Source organism: Candidatus Poriferisodalis sp. (assembly GCF_965208485.1).
Lineage (GTDB): Bacteria > Actinomycetota > Acidimicrobiia > Acidimicrobiales > Poriferisodalaceae > Poriferisodalis.
Genome location: NZ_OZ242344.1, coordinates 345,437 through 365,425 on the forward strand (window position 1 = coordinate 345,437; position 19,989 = coordinate 365,425).

The window sequence follows — 19,989 nt, forward strand, 5'->3', positions numbered from 1 at the left end:
GCCTCCGGCGGCGTGCTGCGGGGGCCCTGGTGCGAAACTGGTCCAGAACCCTGTGGGCCTACGGCGTGAGCGTCGAGGCGGACGGCCGGGAGTTCCGGTGGCCGCTGTCGATCCAGCCCGGCGAGGCCGCCCCGTTCGAGATCTACGGTTGGGAAGGCACCGCCGATTCGTTGCTGGCCGACATCTCCGTAACAGCAGAGATGTCCAACGACGCCGACCTCTCCCGCGCGTGGTGGATGCTGCCGTACCCCCAAGTCATAGAGCCCGGCGTCTGGCGCCATTCGCCCGGCCGGCTCCCTACGCCGCCTCAGGAGGTACTCGACGAGCTGCTGGCGAGTGCCGAGCGGCTGGTGTCCGCTGGAGCCCACTACAGCCTCTCCTCCGATCTTCCCGATTCGCATCCGAGCCTGCACGGCGAGCTCGACGAGAGCATCGAGTTCGATCTGGCCGTGTATGTGGCGTACCTCGGCGACGACGGCTCCGTGACCGACCTGATCGCGCCCACTGCATATGACAGAGGGGACTGGCTGCTGCCTCCCCCGGACGGGGTGCTGCCCCCCGGGGCGGAGTACTCGGTCGATTCCTACGGCGAGCGCGACGGCCGAGTCCACTACCCGCCGTTCGTGGTGCGGCGGTTCCCGGTCCCAGAATTGGGTGTGCGGGAGGTAAGCGTGCTGTTCGACGGCACTTCGGGCGCGCGATGGGTGATGTGGATCGGCGCGAACCACAGCACATCTGCGTCGAGAGAGCAGTCGCCGTGACGTCGAACTGTCAGACGCGGCGTGCAACGGTGCGCCCGGTGCTGGTGGTGGCGGCATTCGCACTCGGGTTGGCCGCAACAGGATGCTCCCGCAGCGAGGTCCCTGCTGTCGGGCACCCGGCAGCGACGACCGAGACCGCGGTGACCGAGCCGACCGCCGCTGTGAGCGTCGACGGCGTAGGCGATGCGGTGACTGGGGGCGGCCAAGCGCCTGCGTCCGTGCCGCTGCGGCCCGGGAAGGGAGTCGAGGTCACCGCCGGCATGCAGTCCGAAGGCTGGTCGCGCTTTCGCGCCGAGGTGTACAGGCAGCTTCTGAGCGAGCTGGGCTATGAGGTCTCGGTCCCGTGGGAGGCGGGCCCGAACGTGGCCTACTTGTGGATGGCCGCTGGCGATCTGGACTACTGGACAGACGGGCTGCTCCCGTCCCATGAGGCGTGGCTCGACGGCGACAGTTTCGACGGATCGCGGGTAGGAGACCATGTATCGGTGGTGGGCCAGCAGATGTCACTGGGGAATGTGCTGGGTTGGCTGATCTCCAAGACCTTCGCCGACGAGCACGGCGTGTTCACTATGGACGAGCTGAATCGCGATCCCGCAGCGCTGGCCGCGTTCGACGCTGCCGATGCCGTGCCCGGCAACGGCAGAGCCGACGTGTTCTCGCTGGGAGGCATCAGCGACATCTCCGAGTCGCAGGCAGCCTTCTCGGGCTGGGACAACATCACGTTTGTCAAGATCGGTGAGGAGGAAATGATCGAACGCGCCGCGAGCGCGGTGAACGCAGGCGCACCCTTTGTCATGTTCGTGGGAACCCCCGCGGCCGTGGGCGAGACCCGCACCCTGTCGACTTCGACACGGGTAGTCGTGTGGGAACCCCCGCGGCCGTGGGCGCGACCCTGGAGCCGGGAGTCAACGTGTACTGGCTGGGCGTCGAAGAGTTTCTGGATGACTCGAACCCGCTGGGGTATCCCGAAGGAGATCTGTTCTCCGAGCTGACCCGCGGACGCGACGGCACCGGCGGCTACGCGCCGATCAGCGCCAAGGAGTGCCCCGCGGCGGCGTCCAGTCCCGACGGGCTGTGCCCACTCGGTTGGGTCGCCAATGACATAGCAGTCGCGGTCCGTAACGACTTCCTGACTGCAAATCCCGCAGCTGCCGCACTGCTCGAAAATGTCACGCTTCCCCAGGCAGAGGCCTCAACAGTGCTCGCACGACAGGCCGACGGCAGCGATCCAGCTGATCTCGCAGCCGAGTGGATCGCTGCCAATCGGGTTCTCGTCGATGAGTGGCTGCATGCGGCCCGCGAAGCGGCATCCAGGAAGTAGGCGATGCCGGTCGTGGCGGCCTGCGACGGCGCCGCGATCGTGCCCTGCTGCTGATGGCACCACGCCGGTGCCGAACTGCGTCCCCGACACCGCAGACGCAGAACAAGAAGAGCCTTCGCGAAAACGTGGGATGGGGGCTGCCGGAACTGGTGGGCCGAGCACCGACGTCACATCGAGTCGACCGTTCTGGCGAACTCGTCAGACGATGGCGTCGGGTTCTTCGGCCTTGCGGCGGGCGATGCAGTCGCGCAGCTCGGCATCGACGGCGTCGTCGATCGGCGGCGGCTCGTAGTCGGCCAGCATCTGCTTCATCAGCCGGTTGGCCCGCTGCGCGGCGTCCAGCGATCCCTCGTCGGCCCATTGCTCGAAGCTGTTGTTGTCCGCGATCGAGGACTGGTAGAAGGCCGTCTCGAAGTTCGCCAAGGTGTGCGGGTGGCCCAAGAAGTGGTCGCCGTGGGGGTTCGTCGTGAACGCCTCCACCGCTTGGCCGTTGTCGGACAGGTCGACGCCCCGGGCGTACACCCCCATCATGCCGAGCTGGTCAGCGTCCATCAGCAGCTTCTCGTAGCTCAGCGTCAGCCCGCCTTCGAGCCAGCCGGCGGCGTGCAGCACGAAGTTGACGCCCGCGGCCATGGTGGGCAGCAGCGTCGAGGCCGACTCGTAGGCCGCCTGCGCATCGGGTGTTTTGGACGACGTGAACTGGCCGCCTGAGCGGAACGGCACGCCGACCCGCCGAGCCAGCTCGGACATCACGTAGATCGCCAAGCCTGCCTCGGGTGTGCCGAAGGTAGGCGCGCCGGTGGCCATCGACATCGACGACGCGAACGTGCCGAAGATCACCGGCGCACCGGGCCGCACGAGCTGGCAGAACGCCATGCCCGACAGCGCCTCGGCCAGCGCTTGGGCCGCCAGCGCCGCCACGGTGACCGGCGACATCGCCCCGGCCAGGATGAACGGCGAGATCACGCACGCCTGGTTGTGCTGCGCGTACACGTCAGCGGCGCCCAGCATGGTGGCGTCCCAGCGCAACGGGGACGATGCGTTGATGAGACTGGTCAGCACCGTGCGGTCGCCGAGGTCGCCGCCGAAGGCGATCCGGCACAGCTCCACCGAGTCGGCGGCCCGCTTGGCGGCGGTCACCGAGCCCATCAGCGGCTTGTCGCTGTAGCGCAGGTGTGCGTACACCATGTCGAGGTGCCGCTTGTTGACCGGCACATCGGTCGGCTCGCACACGGTGCCGCCGCTGTGATGCAGGTGGGGGAGCATCCAGGTCAGCTTGACGACCCGCTCGAAGTCCTCGAGGGTGGCATACCGGCGCCCCTCGTCGAGATCAGTGACGAAGGGCGAGCCGTAGTTGGGAGCGAACACCGTGGAGTCGCCGCCGATCGGCACCGAGCGTGCCGGGTTGCGGGCGTGCTGGGTGTAGATCGCCGGGGCATTGGCCTGGACGATTTCGCGGCACATGCCGCGAGGGAATCGCACCTTCTCGCCGTCCACGTCGGCGCCGGCGTCGCGCCACAGCTCGAGGGCGCGGGGGAAGTCCTGGAAGGCGACACCCACCTCGGACAGGATCGTCTCGGCGTTGGACTCGATCTGGGCGAGGCCCTCTTCGTCGAGCACGTTCACGGGGGGCAGCGTCCGTTGCACATGGGTGCTGAACGCCACATCGGCCGTCGCTCGCTGGGCCTGGCGGGCCGCCCGGCCACCGCCTCGCCGTCGTCGCTCGCTCATGGTTCCTCGCTCATCTGGGGGATCGCCGCCGCCTGCTGCGTTGATCTCGGCGTGCAGTTGTATCGGCTGTGGGTGCGGGGAGACTCACCACGGTCTCGAGCTGCGGGCTGGGCGCGGTGGCGTGGGGGAGTGCCATGGCGGCCACGAAGAACTCCTGGAATCGGGGCTCGGTGGCGGTCTCGATCTTTTCGATGCCGCGCACGACCCGTTCCATCTCGGCCCGCTGGGTGCCTGAGAGCAGCGCCTGCACCGCGCCGGTGCCGGCTGCGTTGCCGATCGAGCGCACCCGGTCGGGATCGCAGTCGCCGATGAGTCCGAGCACTATGGCTCGCACCGGGTCGATGTGCGCTCCGAACGCGCCGGCGAGCTGCACCTGCGAGACGGCGTCGACGCCGGCGTGCTCGCACAGCAGGTCGATGCCGGCGCGCAGCGCCGCCTTGGCGAGCTGGATCGCCCGGACGTCGTTCTGCGTGACCGTGATCGTCGGACCCTCGCTGCCGGGCGGAGGCTGGTAGAGCACGTAGGACGAGGTGCGGCCGTCCTCCACGATGCGGGAGGCCTGCTCATCCGCGGAACCGCGCGGGCGGATGCCCGCTCCCGTTGTCGCATCCATTGCTTCCCGCTCTTGTTCGCTGCGCTCACGGGCCGCTCGGGCCACGGCTTCGCTTGGCGGCTCAGCCTCTGCGGGGGGCGGCCCGGCGATGACCCCATCGGCCGACAGCACTCCTGCGAGGTACATCTCGGCGACGGCCTCGATGATGCCCGAGCCGCAGATGCCGGTGACCCCGGCTGCGGCACTGCGGGCGCCTGCTGCTACACCCTGCTCGACTGCTTCGGCAAAGCCGGGCTCGTCTGACCACATCTCGCAGCCGATGACCTGCACGCGCGGCGTCCACGTCAGCGGATCGATGCGGACCCGCTCGATCGCGCCGGGCGTCGCCCGCTGGCCGCAGCTGATCTGCGCTCCTTCGAAGGCGGGTCCGGTCGGGCTGGACGCTGCCCACAACCCTTCGCTGTTGCCCAAGACGATTTCCGCGTTGGTGCCGACATCGACGAGCAGTGTGATCGCGTCAGCCCGAGACAGCCCGCCCGCCAGCACCGCTGCTGCAGTGTCGGCCCCGACATGACCGGCGATGGCCGGTGCGACGTAGACCCTCCCAGCCGGGCATGGCAGGTCCAGATCGTTGCCGGCCAGTTCGACTGCAGCGTCAGTGGCCAGCGTGAACGGCGCCTGACCGAGGGGAGTCGGGTCGATCCCCAGGGCGATGTGCATCATGATCGGGTTGCCGACCAGGACGACCTCGAGCACGGTCGAGGGGTTCTCGCCCGCATCGGCGCACAGTTCGGTGACCAGCGCCGCCAGCGCTTCACGCACCAACGCCGTCAGCTCGGCCGCCCCGCCGGGGTTCATCATCACGTAGGAGACCCGGCTCATCAGGTCCTCGCCGAGGCGGATCTGGGGGTTCATCCGGCCCGCCGAGGCCAGCACGTCGCCGCTGTGCAGGTCCAGCAGGTGCCCGGCGATGGTGGTGGAGCCGATGTCGATTGCGACGCCCAGGCCGACGGTGACCACGCCAGGCCACACTGCAGCCACCATGCCGCTGCGATCTGACCGATCCTCACCGCTCCAGCGGACGGCGATCGTGACCAGCCGGTTGCCGTCGTCGTCGGCCGCAGCGGCGTCGACCGCCCGATGCAGCCCTGCCAGCGCTTGGGGCAGCACGCCGTCGGCACGCAGATCCCATTCGTCGGCGACGCAGTCGATGATCACCTGGGCCAGTCCGCGCCGCTCGTCGAGCGTCGCCGGCGGCACGCTGACGGCGTGCAGCGTGGACAGCGGGTCCAGCGCCAGCTCGCCCACGTCCACCGCCTTGCGCACCACCGGGCTGTGCAGCTGGCTGCCGGGAGGCACGTCCACCACGACATCGGCGCAGATGCGGGCCTGGCAGCCCAGCCGCGATCCCGCATCCAGCGGGCGCCGGCCCCGGTAGGCGGCCTCGGTCGCTCCCACCCCGCTCAACGCATCAGCGCCGACCGTGATCGCCCATTTCGGGAACGAGCCCACCGAGGGAACCACCTGGCAGCGGCCGCAGATGCCGCGCCCGCCGCACACGCTGTCGAGGTCCACGCCGAGCTGGCGGGCCGCGTCAAGCGCTGTGGTGCCCTCGCTCATCGTGCCGGTGCGGCCCGACGGCGTGAAGACGACGCGCAGCTCAGGCGCCTCGACGGGCGGCAGCGTGCCTGGCGGCATGGCGAGACCGCCTAGCCGACGCGAGCGCGACGGCCGCCCCGCCGGCGCGGTCGCTCGCCCGATCCGGCGCCGGCTGTGACGCCTGCCGCCGCCACACCCGCCGGGGCGCCACGGTTGCGATGCTCGGAGATCCACGCTGCGCAGTTCTCGTCGTTGCCTGCCAGCACGTCGCCGGCCATGACAGCGGTCTTCACCTCGGCGTGGAGGGGATTCATGATGGCCGAGGTCAGCCCGGACCCGATCGCCATCGAGAGGAACGTGCCGGTGATCGCGTTGCGATTCGGCAATCCGAAGCTGACGTTGGAGGCGCCGCAGGTGGTGTTCACACCCAGTTCGTCTCTCAGGCGCCGCACGAGCTGGAACACCTGTCGACCCGCGGTCGACATGGCCCCGATCGGCATCACCAGCGGGTCCACCACGACGTCGTGGGGGGGTATGCCGTAGTCGGCTGCAGCGCTCACGATGCGGCGGGCCACGTCGAAGCGCACATCGGGGTCTTCGCTGATGCCGGTCTCGTCGTTGGAGATCGCCACCACGGCCGCCCCGGCGCGCGCCACCAGCGGCAGGATGCGCTCCATCACCTCGGGCTCGCCGGTGACCGAGTTGATGAGCGGCTTGCCGACATAGGCGTCCACGCCGGCTTCGAGCGCCTCGATCACCGAGGAATCGATGCTGAGCGGCACATCGGTGACCGACTGGACCAGCTTGACGGCTGCAGCCAGCAGCGCCGGTTCGTCAGCCAGCGGCACTCCGGCGTTCACGTCGAGCATGTGGGCGCCGGCGGCGACTTGGGCGAGGGCGTCGGCCTCGACACGGCTGAAGTCGCCCGAACGCATTTCCTCGGCGAGCATCTTGCGTCCGGTGGGGTTGATGCGTTCGCCGATCATCACGAAGGGGCGGTCGAAGCCGATCACCACCTCGCGTGTGGCTGAGCTGATGACGGTGTCGGTCACGCGGGCACCTGGTCTTGCCTCAGGCGCCGGGGCGCCGCAATCTCGGTGAGCGCCGTCTCGAGTTCGCCGTAGCCGGTCTCGACGATCTCCAATGGCAGCCCGAGCCGTTCGGCGCCGGCACGCGCGCACGCCTCGACGCGGGCCCTCTCGTCGCCGTCGGGGGTCTGGGTCAACAGCACCACCCGCTCGTAGTTGCCGAAGTACATCTCGGCCAGCTCGGGATGGTCCGCGATGCCGAGACCCTTCCACACCAGCAGCTCGAAATGCCGGGCGAGATAGTCGGTGAGGTAGAACGTCGCCGGCTCGGCCTCGGACATCTCCGCGAAGCGGGACGCCGTGGCGAAGAACTCGTAGCAGTGGGCACCGGGCACGCGGGTGATCTCGGGGCCGTCGCCCTCGGCGGCCCGCGCATTGAACTCGGTGCAGAGATCGTCGAGCGCCCCGGCGCTGCCGCAGTCGGCGTAGCCGAGCAGGATGCGCCGGTAGCTGCGCCCCTCGGCCTGCTTGCGCCCGATCCGCTCGCGCACCGCTCCGGCGATGAGCGACGGCCGGTTGTGCAGCTTGGCGGGCAGGCATTCGACATCGACATGGTCGAGCTCGTGGGTGCCCACGACGGCCTGCAGCTCGTTGATGAGCGCGCCGCAGGCCAGCACCAGCATCCGCTCGGGCGCGGTCGGCGAGGCGGTCGTGCTCATGCTGCCGCGCGCCGTGCCCGGATGAGATCGGTAGCGGTCTCGGCGGCCACCGCGGCGTCGCGGCAGTAGGCGTCGGCGCCGACGGCCTCGCCGAACTCCTGGTTCAGCGGGGCGCCGCCCACGATCACGAGGTAGTCGTCGCGCAGGCCCTGCTCGATGAGCGTGTCGATGACGACCTTCATGTACGGCATGGTGGTGGTCAGCAGCGCCGACATGCCCAAGATGTCGGGCCGGTGCGCGTCGAGCGCTTCGAGGAACTCGTCCACGTCGGTGTTGATGCCCAGGTCCACGACTTCGAAGCCGGCGCCTTCCAGCATCATCCCGACCAAGTTCTTGCCGATGTCGTGGATGTCGCCTTTGACGGTGCCGATGACGATCTTGCCGATGGACTCGACGCCGGTCTCGGCCAGCAGCGGCCGCAGCACCTCCATGCCGGCCTTCATCGCATTGGCGGCAAGCAGCACCTCGGGCACGAACAGGATCCCGTCGCGGAAGTCGATGCCGACGATGCGCATCGCCTCCACCAGCGCCTCGTTGAGGACTTTGTCAGCCCCCCAGCCGCGCCCCAGCAGCAGCTCGGTGCCTTCCACGATCTCGGGACCCAGCCCGTCATAGAGGTCGTCATGCATCTGGGCGACCAGATCGTTGTCGTCGAGCGCAGAGAGGTCGATTTCTTCATCGACATCGTCGGTATCGACGGCTGCTGCGTCGGCCATGCTCTGCCCCCCTCGTCATTGTCATGACGTGTGCCGGGCACTCCGTCCCGGCGTTTGTCGCAGTCCCGCCCTCGGAGTCCTGCAGCACCGAGGCCCCACCTACCGCTGTTCTATCATGCTGTTCCGCATGGTGGAACTGTGCCGCAGAACGGTACAGCAGCAGGGTATCACGAAGGTCGGTCACAAGACGACATGCAACCCGCCGCAAGGGGTCAGCGACTTGATGGCTGCGTGGAATGCCCAACCTTCTCGCTGCCGCTTCACTTGCTTCCTTCTTTTGTGCCCAGTCTCGATTCAATTCGGACTCACGGGCCGCTCGGGCCACGGCTTCGCTTCTTGGACCCAGAAAGACAGCACCAGACGAGTCCGTCGAGTCGGCTCAGCGGCGTTGTGCTGCTATCTGAGCGGCGACCTCGGCGGCGGCTGCGTCGAGGGCCAGCAGGGCGGTCTCGCCGGTGGCACGCTCGGTCAGCTCCACGTTGCCCTCCGCCAGGCTGCGAGCCCCGACCGTGACCCGGAACGGGATGCCCACCAGCTCGGTGTCTGCCAGTTTAACCCCGGGCCGCAGTGCGCGGTCATCGAGGATGCACTCGACACCTCGCTCGGACAGCACCCGATACAGCGTCTCACCGGCGCTGGACTGTGTCTCGTCGCCAGGGTCCAGAACGGCCACCACGACGTCGAACGGCGCCACCCCGACGGGCCAGCAGAGTCCCTTGTCGTCGTGGTGGGTCTCGGCCACTGCCGCCATCGCACGGCCGATGCCGATGCCGTAGCTGCCCATGATCGGGGTGCGGGCCTTGCCGCCGGCGTCCAGCACCGACACGCCCATCGCCTCGGAGTACCTGCGGCCGAGCTTGAAGATGTGGCCCGCCTCGATGCAGCTCACGATCTCGAGCGGCACGCCGCACTCGATGCAGGACTCGCCGGCAGCCACCTCACGCAGGTCCATCCACTGCGGATCACCGATGTCACGCTCGACATCCACGCCGCGCAAGTGCCAGTCGTCCTCGTTGGCACCCGTTGTCATGGCGCGCCGCCCGCGCAGCGCCTCGTCGGCGAAGATCGGCAGGTCGCTCACGCCGACGGCGCCGAGACTGCCGGGGTTGGCGCCGAGATGCGCCATGGTCTCGGTGGCGGTCGCCGGCCGGATCTCGGCAGCGCCGCTGCCGTCGGCCAGCTTCTGGAGGTTGAGTTGGTGGTCGCCCCGCAGGATCGCCAGCGAGAGCTGCCCGTCGAGCACCATCACCATCGTCTTGATCTGGCGGTCCGCAGGCGCCCCGTCGTCGAAGTCGGCCAGCCCGTCGATCGTTCGCACTCCCGGCGTCGGGAATCTCTCGGGCTCCTCCAGCGACGGGGGATCGTCCACCGGGGGCACCGACGCTCGGGCACGCTCCACGTTCGCCCGGTACCCGCAGGCGTTGCAGCGGGCCACCTCGTCCTCGCCGACCGGCGAGGTCACCATGAACTCGACGCTGGCATCGCCGCCCATTGCCCCCGACGAGGCCTGCACTGCTATCACGTCGAGATCCAGGCGCTCGAAGATCCGCAGGTACGCCTCGTGGTGGGCGTCGAACGCCGCATCCAGACCGGTCTCGTCGATGTCGAAGCTGTAGGAGTCCTTCATCATGAACTCGCGCACGCGCAGCAGACCGCTGCGCGGGCGCGGTTCGTCGCGGAACTTGGTCTGGATCTGGTACCAGATCTGCGGCAGATCCCGGTACGAGTTCATCTCCGCAGCCAGCGCTGCGAACACCTCCTCATGGGTCATGCCCAGCACGACGTCGGCGTCGTTGCGGTCCCGCAGGCGGAACATCTCGGCGCCCACAAGGTCGTAGCGGCCGCTGCGGCGCCACAGATCAGCCGGATGCATCGCGGGCAGCAGGAACTCCTGGGAGCCGATGGCGTTCATCTCGGCACGCACGATGTCGGCCACTTTTCTGTGCACCCGCAGACCCAGCGGCAGCAGGCTGTAGTGGCCCGAGTGCAGCTGCCGGATGAACCCGGCCCGCACCAGCAGCCGATGGCTGGCGGCCTCCGCCTCAGCGGGCGCCTCGCGCAGCGTCGGGATGAACGAATCGGACCATCGCACCCGACAGAGGCTACGAGAACGGGCTGCCGGCTTCGCCGCAATCTGCACTCAGCCCCGCAGACGTTGCGAATCGGGGCGGTTGCGGTACCCTCAACGTCCGTAGCCGGAGGCCGCACATCGGTCGTGCAGTCCCGGCTCGCCCCGAAGCCCTACGAAGCGGGCCTCGAACCGGCAGCGGCAATTCTGCCCGCAGCGGGTCCTGTGTCTCAGATTCGGATTGAGCGCATTGTGCAGTCCGGACGGGCGATGCAGTACACCTGCTGGTGCCTGCCAATGACCCAATGAGCGACGAAGACTCACGGACACGGGTTCCCCCCAATGGCGCACCAGCGCCTTCTGTGGCCGCGCCCCGGCACAGCCGCGCCTCGAACGGCGATCTGGCCGTGGCAGAGCGTGCACAGCCCGGCAATGGGGCGGCCGTCTCGGCCCTCGCCACCAAGAACTGGGACCAGATCGCTCGCCTCGTGTGGGTCGAAGCCCATGGCACCGCGGGCCTCATGGACGTCGCGACGCTCGAGACCGACCCGCAGCGCTGGGAACGGGTGCTGCTGGACCTGCTGGAGGAGACCGAGACCTCGCTGTCGTCGGTGCGTCGGCTGCCCCGGCCGATCCGCCGCCAAGTGGTGCGCGATTTCGAAGCCGACTTCAAGGATCTGGCCGCTGCCTACGAGCGCCTGACCGGACTCGACGCCAGCTTGTCGCCCGACGACACCGATGCCCCTGGCGCCGGCGTCGACGGCGAGGATGCCGCTGAAGGTCCGCCGCCCGAGCCGTCGGCGTTGCAGCTTTCGTGGCAGCCGGGCCGCATTGTGGCGTGGGCAGCAGGAGCGGGCACCGAGCCCGAACCCACCGAGCGGGTCATGGACCGCCTCGTCGCGACCGGTGCGCCCGACAGCGTGTGGCGACCGAACCCGAACGTCAAGCTGCCCGTCGGCGGCACTGCCGAAGCCCTCGTGGCCGACATCGACGATGTGCTGGGCTGGCTGGTCGGTCTCGATGGGACCCTCGCCACCCCCAACTCGGCCGTTGCTGCTGACACCGACCCGCCCAGCACCGCAGCTCCCGCCAATGCTCTTGGCAACGGACTCGACGAATCGCTCCACGGCAACGAGCAGTTCGACTTGGCTTCGGGCGGGTCGGACGACCGGCTGGTCGGCGCCAGCGCGCTGTGGCTGAGAACCGCGGCTCGCACCGCTGTCGAGATGGTGGCCGACGGGCGCGCGGTGCCGCGCCTGCACCGGGCCCGCAAGCGCCGCAACCGCAAGCGTCCCGACACCGCCGAATTCTCGGTCCAGTGGCAGCCGGCGTCGATGCCCGCAGAGCGGCTGGCCTCGCTGATCGAGAGCCTGCCCGGCGCGGTCACCGCCCCAGAGCCGAAGGCCGAACCCCGCACGGTGACCCAGTCGGCGCTGGTCGGGATGGTCGACGCGATCATGACCAGCGCTGCGAAGCGCCTCGACGTGCCGGCTGCGTCGCCCGAGCCGCGCAGCAGAGCGGAGATGGCAGAAGCGTTCTTGGCCTACTTGGACGGCACCCGCTTCACCGGATCCGCCACGCACGGATCGGATCTCGCCCGGCGCGTCGATCTGTGGTCGCGTCCTGTCACCACCGCTGCCAACCAGTCGCTGGTGGTGCGGCTCGACGAGCCCGACGACGCGGGAGCGTGGCATCTCGAAGTGCTGGCGCTGAGCCCCGAGGGCGTGACCGAGCCGGTCGAGGTGGCGATGGTGAGCGGGGTCAGCTCGCATCGCACCGAAGTGCGCGATCAGCTCACCCGCTTGGAGCGGCTGCTGCCGGTGCTGATGCGCCCGGGCGGCAAGCGGCGCGGCGAGGTCATCCTCAGCCAGGACGAGGCGTGGGAGCTGATGTCGGTCACCGGCCCCGCCTTGGCGTCGGCAGGCTTCGGGGTGGAAGTGCCGCAGCTCTCACGTGACCGTCCAGCGCCGTCGCTGCGGCTGACCGCCACCGAGGAGGGCGACAGCGCGCTGGGCGCCCAGCAGCTCACTGCCGTGAGCTGGACCGCTGTCTTCGGCGACGTCGAGCTCACGGCCGACGAGATTCACGACCTGGCCTCCCAGGCCCGCCCGCTGGTGCGCGACCGCGGCAAATGGATCGCGCTGGACCACGCCGATCTTGCCGAGGCAGCAGCAGCCCTCGCCGACCGCGCCGATGTCACCGCGCTCACGGGCTCGCAGATGCTGCGCCAGGTGCTGGGGCTCGAGGGTCCGACAGTCCGCGGCGGCGTCACGATCTCGGGCAGCGGCTGGGCGGCGGACCTGCTGCGAGCTGCAGGCGAGATTCCCTCTGCGCCGCCGCGCCAGCCCGACGGCTTCGTCGGCGAGCTGCGCACCTACCAGGCCGAGGCAGTGGCGTGGCTGGAGTTCCTGGACGGGGCCGGGCTGGGCGGATGCCTGGCACTGGACATGGGCCTCGGCAAGACGCCCACGGTCTTGGCTCGCGTCGCAGCCGACCGGCGCGACAACCCGGCGCTGATCATCGCGCCGCCTGCCGTCGTCGGGAACTGGGCAGCCGAGTCGGCTCGCTTCACACCCGGCGTGCGAGCCATCGTCCATCACGGCCCGTCCCGGCGTGATCCCGACGAGTTGATGAGCGCACTGCGCGACACAACCCAGCTAATCGACATGGTGATCACCACCTACGGCACAGCCGTGCGCGACATCGACGCGCTGGAAGAGATCACTTGGGACCGCATCGTCACCGACGAGGCCCAGGTCATCAAGAACCACACGAGCGAGACGGCGAAGCAGCTCAGGCGCCTGACCGCCCGCAGCCGGCTGGCGCTCACAGGCACACCGATCGAGAACGGCTTGGGCGACCTCTGGGCGATCATGGATTTCTGCAACCCGGAGCTGGTCGGCGCGCGATCACCGTTCATTGCCCAGCTCCAGCGGCCCGGCGATGCGCGCGGCGCAGCCGAATCGGCCCTGCACGCACTCAATGGGGTACTCGTGTTCCGGCGCACCAAAGCCGAGCCCCTGATCGCTGCCGAGCTGCCTGATCGCATCGACGAGATGGCGCACTGTGTCATGACATCCGAGCAGATCGGCCTGTACCAGGCAGTACTGGACCAGTTGGTCGCCGATACGGCCGAGAGCGAGCAGACGAGGGAGCGACGCAAGGGCGCAGTGCTGGCCGCGATCACCGCGCTCAAGCAGATCTGCAACCATCCGCTCAACTACCGGCCCGACGACCCCGATGTCCGCATCGAGGGGCGCAGCGGCAAGCTGGACCGCCTCAACCAAATCCTCGAGGCGGTGTTCGCAGCGGGGGAGCGGGCATTGATCTTCACCCACTTCGCCACCTGGGGCGAGCGACTGGCCGGGTACCTCTCAGAGCAGACCGGCAAGCAGATCGACTGCTACCACGGCGGGCTGGGGCGCTCTGCCCGCGACCGCATGGTGCAGCGCTTCCAGACTGAGGAGGGTCCTGGAGCCATGGTGCTGTCACTCAAGGCAGGCGGCACCGGCTTGAACCTGACCGCTGCCAGCCATGTCGTGCTGTACGACCGCTGGTGGAACCCCGCCGTCGAGGATCAGGCCCGCGACCGGGCGTGGCGCATCGGCCAGACTCGCACCGTCATCTGCCACCGTCTGGTGTGCCCGGGCACCGTCGACGAGCGCGTGGAGGAGGTGGTCGCCGGCAAGCGTCAGATCGCCGACATGGTGTTGCCCAAGTCGAGTTCCATCGGCGATCTCGACGCCGAGCAACTGCGCCATGCGCTGGGTATCACTCCCGATGCGCTGCTGGCCGACGACTTCGACGGGCCGGACGCCGACAGCATCGAAGCTGGCGAACTAATGGCTGTCGGCGTCGCTCCCGCAGGTGGGTCATGAGCTCCCGCAGGCACCGCAAGGCATCCCGCACTCGCCGTCTGGGCGGTGCCGCAGCACAGCAACGACAGGCCGCTGAGGCCAGCGCCAAGTTCTGGCATGGCAGCACCTCCGCTCCCGTCGCGGGCGAGAACGCAGTGCGCCCAGCAGATGCCGATGTGGACAGGCCATCAGCCGGTGCCGTCATGACATCAGAAGGCACCGAGCAGCTTGGTGAGATCTCACGCATCTCGGTGACGCCCGACCCGACCTCGACCGTGCGCTCGCTTGGCAAGCCGCCCCTCGTCGGGCGTGAGATGGCCGCAGAGCGCTACTTCGAAGCCGTGTACCAACGGGCCGTAGCGCTGGCCGCCGCGCTGGCCGCCGCCGGTGACCTGCTCGACGACTCCGACGGGACGCTCACCTCGTCCTGAGCTGCGTCGGGCAGTCATGTGCCCGCTCGGAAGCCAGCCGAGTTCAGCCCGCCGCCTGGGCCTCGAAGCCGACTTCCTTGCCGCGGTTGATGCTCACCCAGTCGCGTGCCTCGAGGTAAGGGCGGAACGTCTCGAAGATCTTCTTCTCGTCCCGCGGCATGTGCTGGATCTCGTACAAGTGTGGGAACTCCAGCCAGCCCAGCACCAGGTCCCACATGCGCAGCGCTGCGTCGCCAGCGGGGGGATCGAGCAGCACCGGTCCGAAGATGGCGGTGTCGCCGAAGTACAGCGTGGGCACTCCGAAGCCGCCCGAGTCGATCACCCGCTGATGCTCGGCCTTGATCTCGTCGTGCGTGCTCTGGTCTTCGATGGAGAGATCGACGATCGCAGGATCGGCACCGATCTCTTCCAGCAGGTGCCGGGCTACGTCGGGGGTGTGAGGCCGGTTTCCGTCCACGTGCAGGGCTTTGCCCGAGGCGGCGTACCACTGATCGAGCAGGTCCATCGACTCGCGCCGCAGGACCGCCCCGATGCGCATCATCGACCAGCCGTAGCTCCAGTCGCGCTCCCAGGGATGCTTGCGGCCCTCACGCAGGTTCACCTCTTCGAGGCTGAAGAACTTCCAGTTCACGGTCAGCCCGAGTTGGTCTCGCACGTCCCGCATCCAGATGGAGGTCTGATAGGCCCACGGGCACATCACGTCGAAGTGGAAGTCGACTTCGGTGGGGCCGTCGTAGGTGTCAGGGGTGATGGTCATGAGTGCTCCGTTCAGCCGTGCCGTGTCCGATGGGCCGCTCAGCCGTGCCGTGTCCGATGGGCCGCTCAGCCGTGCCGTGTCCGATGGGCCGCTCAGCCGTGCCGTGTCCGATGGGCCGCTCAGCCGTGCCGTGTCCGATGGGCCGCTCAGCCGTGCCGTGTCCGATGGGCCGCTCAGCCGTGCCGTGTCCGATGGGCCGCTCAGCCGTGCCGTGTCCGATGGGCCGCTCAGCCGTGCCGTGTCCGATGGGCCGCTCAGCCGTGCCGTGTCCGATGGGCCGCTCAGCCGCGGCCATGGCGCAGCAGGCGACCGGGGGTGGTGCCGGTGCACTCGCCGGAGGTGAACGTGACCTCGCCGTTGACGATGATCTGGTCGTAGCCCTTGGCCCGCTGGACACGGCGCCACTCGCCGCCGGGCAGGTCGAACTCGACGTTGCCGATCCAAGGCGGATCGATCTCGAGCTCCTCCATGTCGTACACGACAACGTCGGCAGCTGCACCCTCTCGCAAGGTGCCGCGGTCCTTGAAGCCTGCCGCATGCGCCGCCAGCGCCGAGAGCCGGTAGTGCGCTTCCTCCAGCGTCACCACGCCCTCGTCGCGCACCAGCCACGTCAGGAAATCGGTGGTGTAGGAGCCGCCGCTGAAGAACTTCGTGTGGGCGCCGCCGTCGGACACGCCGGGGATCGCATATGGCGACTGCATCATCTCGCCCATGAACTCGGCGTTGGAGCCCTTGTCGGGACCCAGGAACTCGACGTTCAGGTCGCCTTGCAGGGACAGGTCCAGCATCACCTCGATCGGGTGCTTGTCCTGCTCCTCGGCCAGGTCTCCCACCGAGCGGCCGACGAATTCCTGCATGTCAGCCTGACGGTTGACACCCTGGATGATCAGGCCCTTGGGGTTGCCGCCCACACCTGCCTGGATCACCTGCAGCCGGCGGTCGGCCTCGGAGGCCTCATCCACGAGCGCCTTGCGCAGCTCCGGATCGGACATCTTGGTGATCTTCTCCTCCTTGGTGCCCGTGGTGACCGCACGCCAGGCGGGGGAGGCGTCGTAGAGGTTCCAGTGCTCGAGCGTGAAGGCGAAGCCGGCGCGGCCGGTGCCGCACTGCGCGTAGATCGGCAGGTCCTGACCCCAGCACTTATCGATCCAGCGCAGCGGCCGGCGGTGCACCTCAGGGTCCTTGCGGGCCGGCGCCACCACGTTGTGCAGCACCGGCCGCCGAGCCGTGGCGGCGAGCACTTCGAGGAACTTGATGTCGGCGCGGATGTCGCCGGTGCCCTGGGTGATCTGGATGAAGCCCTCGTCCCGCTCGGCCAGCACGCGCGCCAAGTTGAGGATGTCCTCATCGCTCATGATGTCGGTGACCATGGGGGAGCCGTCGTAGTCGGCTTGCACGCTGTCGGGCCCCAGACGCTGGATCGAGAAGCCGCACAGCCCCGCATCCATGCCCTCACCCAGCAGGCGAGCCATCTCTTTGCGCTCGTTCTCGCTGGCCGGCTCGCCGGCTTTGGCCTTCTCCAGACCCATGACGTAGGTCATCAGCGACGCCGTCGGCATGTACTGGATGACGTTGACCCCCTTGGGAGCACGGTCCAGCGAGTCAAGATACTCCGGGATGGTCTCCCAGTCCCAGTCCATGCCCAGCCGCATCGACTCATAGGGGATGGCCTCTGTGCGGGTCATCGTGAGCATGGAGCGGTCGCGGAATTCGGGCTTGACCGGGGCGAAGCCGAAGCCGCAATTTCCGAGGACTACCGAGGTCACACCGTGGTAGCCCGAGATGGTGCACCACGGATCCCAGCGGATCTGGGCGTCGTAGTGGGTGTGCAGGTCGACGAAGCCGGGCGCCACGATCTTGCCAGTGGCGTCGATCTCCCGTTTGGCCGTGCCCTGCGGACGGCCGCCGAGCTGCGCGACCTTGCCGTCACGGATCCAGACGTCGCCGTTGTATCGGGGCACTCGTGTCCCGTCGACGATCGTCCCGCCCTTGATGTGAATGTCGAACTCAGCGCTCATCGCATGCCCCCAGTGTGCTCGCTTCGATCGGATTGAGCCCGCAGATCGCCGCCTCGCGGCGCTCCGGCATCGAACCTTCACGCTACCCAACCGCTCCGCGGGCTGCCGGGAGGCTGCCGCCTCGAACACAGCGGGCTGCCGAGAGGCTGCCGCCTCGAACACAGCGGGCTGCCGGAATGTCCCGCGCCCTGAGCCTGCCGGCCAAGATGCTTCAACTTGACATAATGTCTATTATCGGCGTTTTGATCCAGTTCGGCGATCTCAGACGCAGAACCGCTCACCACGGGCGCCTCAGATGTCGAGGGCTTGGCCGTAGGACTGGCTGTGCTTGACGATGAACCTGCGGCGAGGCTCCACCTCTGAGCCCATCATCACCTTGAAAGCCTCTGCCGCACGGGACTGCTCAGCTCGTGCCTCGCCCAAGCCGATCCTGCGCAGCACACGGGTGTCCGGGCTGAGGGTGGTCTCGAAGAGCTCGTCGTCGTCCATCTCACCGAGACCCTTGAACCTGGTGAGCCGGTAGCGGCGTCCGGCTGCGTCGAGCTCGGCCACGAGTGCCTCGCGCTCGGCATCTGAATAGACGAATCGTTTGTCGGCACCGATGGTGAACGCGTGCGTCGGCGGCTGGGCTGCATACACCCGACCGGCCTCCAGCAAGGGTCGCATGTAGTGATACATGAGTGTCAGCACCAAGCAGCGAATGTGGCTGCCGTCCACGTCGGCGTCGGCCAGCAGCACCACGCGCTCGTAGCGGCACGAATCCGCGTCGAAATCGGTGCCCGAGCCCGCTCCCAATGCCGTGAACAGGGCGGTTGCCTCGGCATTGTCGAGCACGGCGCGCAGCGTCCCCTTGCCGGCGTTCACCACCTTGCCTCGCAGCGGCAGCACCGCCTGCCAAGCGCTGTCGCGTGCCCGCTTGGCGGGACCGGCTGCGGAGTCGCCCTCCACGATCAGCAGCTCGCCCTCGGGATGCAGCCTGCAGTCGGCGAGCTTCGCCGGCATGCCGCTCGAGCCGAGCGCTGCGGCCTTGCGCCGCTGGTCGAGTGCCCGCCGCGACTCCACCCGGTTCACCACGGCGTCGGCAAACTTGTCGATCAGCGCCCGCACGTGGACCTTGCGTGAATTCGCAGCGCTGCCGTCGAACCACGCTCGCAGGCCCTCGCGCACGACGTTGGCCACGATCCGCTGCACCTGTGGGGTGCCCAGCTCCCGCTTGGTCTGGCCCCGGAACTGCGGCTCGGCGAACGTTGCCCGCACCACCGCCACGAGACCCTCCTGGGCATCCTCCCGCTGCGCCCGGGCGTCGTCCTTGAGCCGTCGCAGCTTGCGAGGATCGGCCTCAGTGAGCGCTGTGTTCACCGCCGTGGTGAGCGCTCGCTCGAATCCGGCGATGTGCGTGCCGCCTTCGGGGGTCGGAATGGTGTTCACGAACCCGACGATGCGGGCGTCGTAGGCACGGGTCCAGCGCAGCGCGACCTCCACGTCGCACTGGCGCTCGACGTCGGTGAGCTTGCCGTCCACCGGCACTCGTTCGGTGAACGACTCAGAGCCGGTCAGCCGGATCAGCCCGGTCACCGCCTCGTCGTTGCCCGACAGCACCTCGACGTAGTCGCCCAAACCGCCGCTGGAGACGATCTCCTCGACCACCGCAGGTTCCCGGCGGCGGTCGGCGATGCTGATCTTGACCTTGGGAACCAGGAAGCAGACCTGGGTGATGCGCTCGCGCACCTCCTCGAAGTCGACAGTGGCAGCGGGGTCGAAAATGCCAGTGTCCGGCCAGAACCGCACACGTGTCCCGGTGCGGCCCGACGACACCCGCCCGACCAGCTTGAGCTTGTGGCTCTCACGGAAGCGGCCGGCGCTGTCGGTGTGGCCGGCTTTCTGATGCTTGAATTCGAGGCGGTGCGTGGCACCCTTGCGATGCACGTCGACTTCCATCCGGCCCGAGAGCGCGTTCACCACCGAGGCGCCCACGCCGTGCAGTCCCCCCGAGGCACCGTACGCCCCGTTGCCGAACTTGCCGCCGGCGTGCAGCTCGGTGAACACCACTTCGACGGCGGTGATGTCGTCGTGCTTGATGTCGATCGGGATGCCGCGGCCCCGGTCGGCCACCTCGTAGGAGCCGTCGCCATGCAGCGTGATCTCGATCAGCTTGCCGTGCCCGGCTGCGGCCTCGTCGACTGCGTTGTCGATGATCTCCCACAGCAGATGCGTCAAGCCGCCCGAGCCGGTGCCCCCGATGTACATGCCGGGCCGCTTGCGCACCGCTTCGAGGCCTTCGAGCACCTCGATGGAGCTCGCGTCGTAGGCGCCTGTGCCGGGTGCTCCAACGGGCGGCGGGTCGGCCGCGCTCTGTTCAGGATCGGCGCCGTCTGCCATCTTGAGCGTCCGTCCCCTCGGGGCCCTGCGGGTGGTCGATGATGTCGATGG

At 68.6% G+C, this 19,989-nt stretch carries 15 protein-coding genes; 5 read left to right on the forward strand and 10 right to left on the reverse strand.

Annotation, left to right across the window (positions count from 1 at the left end; translation table 11 throughout):
* The first annotated feature begins 29 nt into the window (after window positions 1-29).
* From ACOGXQ_RS01610 to ACOGXQ_RS01620, 3 genes are read left to right on the forward strand one after another with little or no spacing between them, the layout of a single operon-like run.
* Complete coding sequence (locus tag ACOGXQ_RS01610; protein ID WP_419945722.1) at window positions 30-761, forward strand: hypothetical protein; 732 nt, start codon at window positions 30-32, stop codon at window positions 759-761.
* A complete protein-coding gene (locus tag ACOGXQ_RS01615) occupies window positions 758-1,753 on the forward strand; it encodes a glycine betaine ABC transporter substrate-binding protein (protein ID WP_419945723.1) in 996 nt (331 codons plus the stop codon). Before ACOGXQ_RS01610 ends, ACOGXQ_RS01615 begins: the two co-directional genes overlap by 4 nt.
* A complete protein-coding gene (locus ACOGXQ_RS01620; RefSeq protein WP_419945724.1) occupies window positions 1,672-2,082 on the forward strand; it encodes a glycine betaine ABC transporter substrate-binding protein in 411 nt (136 codons plus the stop codon). The genes ACOGXQ_RS01615 and ACOGXQ_RS01620 overlap by 82 nt, the downstream gene beginning before the upstream one ends.
* A gap of 198 nt (window positions 2,083-2,280) precedes the next feature.
* On the opposite strand, the gene ACOGXQ_RS01625 is transcribed toward ACOGXQ_RS01620, so the two are convergent.
* From ACOGXQ_RS01625 to ACOGXQ_RS01650, 6 genes are all read right to left on the reverse strand, one after another.
* Complete coding sequence (locus ACOGXQ_RS01625; protein ID WP_419945725.1) at window positions 2,281-3,813, reverse strand: trimethylamine methyltransferase family protein; 1,533 nt, start codon at window positions 3,811-3,813, stop codon at window positions 2,281-2,283.
* Between the two features lie 10 nt (window positions 3,814-3,823).
* Entirely contained in the window at window positions 3,824-6,064 is a 2,241-nt protein-coding gene (locus ACOGXQ_RS01630) for an ASKHA domain-containing protein (protein WP_419945726.1), read from the reverse strand.
* Window positions 6,065-6,075: 11 nt separating this feature from the next.
* Window positions 6,076-7,017: a dihydropteroate synthase gene (locus tag ACOGXQ_RS01635; protein WP_419945727.1), complete on the reverse strand. Its 942-nt coding sequence runs from the start codon at window positions 7,015-7,017 to the stop codon at window positions 6,076-6,078.
* Complete coding sequence (locus tag ACOGXQ_RS01640) at window positions 7,014-7,712, reverse strand: DUF1638 domain-containing protein (protein ID WP_419945728.1); 699 nt, start codon at window positions 7,710-7,712, stop codon at window positions 7,014-7,016. The genes ACOGXQ_RS01635 and ACOGXQ_RS01640 overlap by 4 nt, the downstream gene beginning before the upstream one ends.
* Entirely contained in the window at window positions 7,709-8,428 is a 720-nt protein-coding gene (locus ACOGXQ_RS01645) for a corrinoid protein (RefSeq protein WP_419945729.1), read from the reverse strand. Before ACOGXQ_RS01645 ends, ACOGXQ_RS01640 begins: the two co-directional genes overlap by 4 nt.
* Window positions 8,429-8,807: 379 nt before the next feature.
* Window positions 8,808-10,520 carry a proline--tRNA ligase gene (locus ACOGXQ_RS01650; protein ID WP_419945730.1) on the reverse strand — a complete coding sequence of 571 codons (1,713 nt, stop codon included), beginning with the start codon at window positions 10,518-10,520 and terminating at the stop codon, window positions 8,808-8,810.
* A 383-nt stretch (window positions 10,521-10,903) separates the two neighbouring features.
* Here ACOGXQ_RS01650 and ACOGXQ_RS01655 point away from each other — a divergent pair, with 383 nt between their 5' ends.
* Window positions 10,904-14,374 (forward strand): SNF2-related protein, encoded by a 3,471-nt coding sequence (locus ACOGXQ_RS01655; RefSeq protein WP_419945731.1) that lies wholly within the window; start codon window positions 10,904-10,906, stop codon window positions 14,372-14,374.
* Entirely contained in the window at window positions 14,371-14,784 is a 414-nt protein-coding gene (locus ACOGXQ_RS01660; RefSeq protein WP_419945732.1) for a hypothetical protein, read from the forward strand. Before ACOGXQ_RS01655 ends, ACOGXQ_RS01660 begins: the two co-directional genes overlap by 4 nt.
* A gap of 43 nt (window positions 14,785-14,827) precedes the next feature.
* Here ACOGXQ_RS01660 and ACOGXQ_RS01665 read toward each other — a convergent pair whose 3' ends face one another.
* From ACOGXQ_RS01665 to ACOGXQ_RS01680, 4 genes are all read right to left on the reverse strand, one after another.
* Complete coding sequence (locus tag ACOGXQ_RS01665) at window positions 14,828-15,541, reverse strand: DsbA family protein (protein WP_419945733.1); 714 nt, start codon at window positions 15,539-15,541, stop codon at window positions 14,828-14,830.
* Window positions 15,525-15,836, reverse strand: coding sequence for a hypothetical protein (locus ACOGXQ_RS01670; RefSeq protein WP_419945734.1), 312 nt, complete (start codon window positions 15,834-15,836; stop codon window positions 15,525-15,527). Before ACOGXQ_RS01670 ends, ACOGXQ_RS01665 begins: the two co-directional genes overlap by 17 nt.
* The gene (locus tag ACOGXQ_RS01675; protein ID WP_419945735.1) at window positions 15,823-17,559 is read right to left on the reverse strand and encodes an N-acyl-D-amino-acid deacylase family protein; all 1,737 of its coding nucleotides are present in this window, start codon (window positions 17,557-17,559) and stop codon (window positions 15,823-15,825) included. Before ACOGXQ_RS01675 ends, ACOGXQ_RS01670 begins: the two co-directional genes overlap by 14 nt.
* Window positions 17,560-17,850: 291 nt before the next feature.
* Window positions 17,851-19,938: a DNA gyrase/topoisomerase IV subunit B gene (locus ACOGXQ_RS01680; protein WP_419945736.1), complete on the reverse strand. Its 2,088-nt coding sequence runs from the start codon at window positions 19,936-19,938 to the stop codon at window positions 17,851-17,853.
* Between the last annotated feature and the right edge of the window lie 51 nt (window positions 19,939-19,989).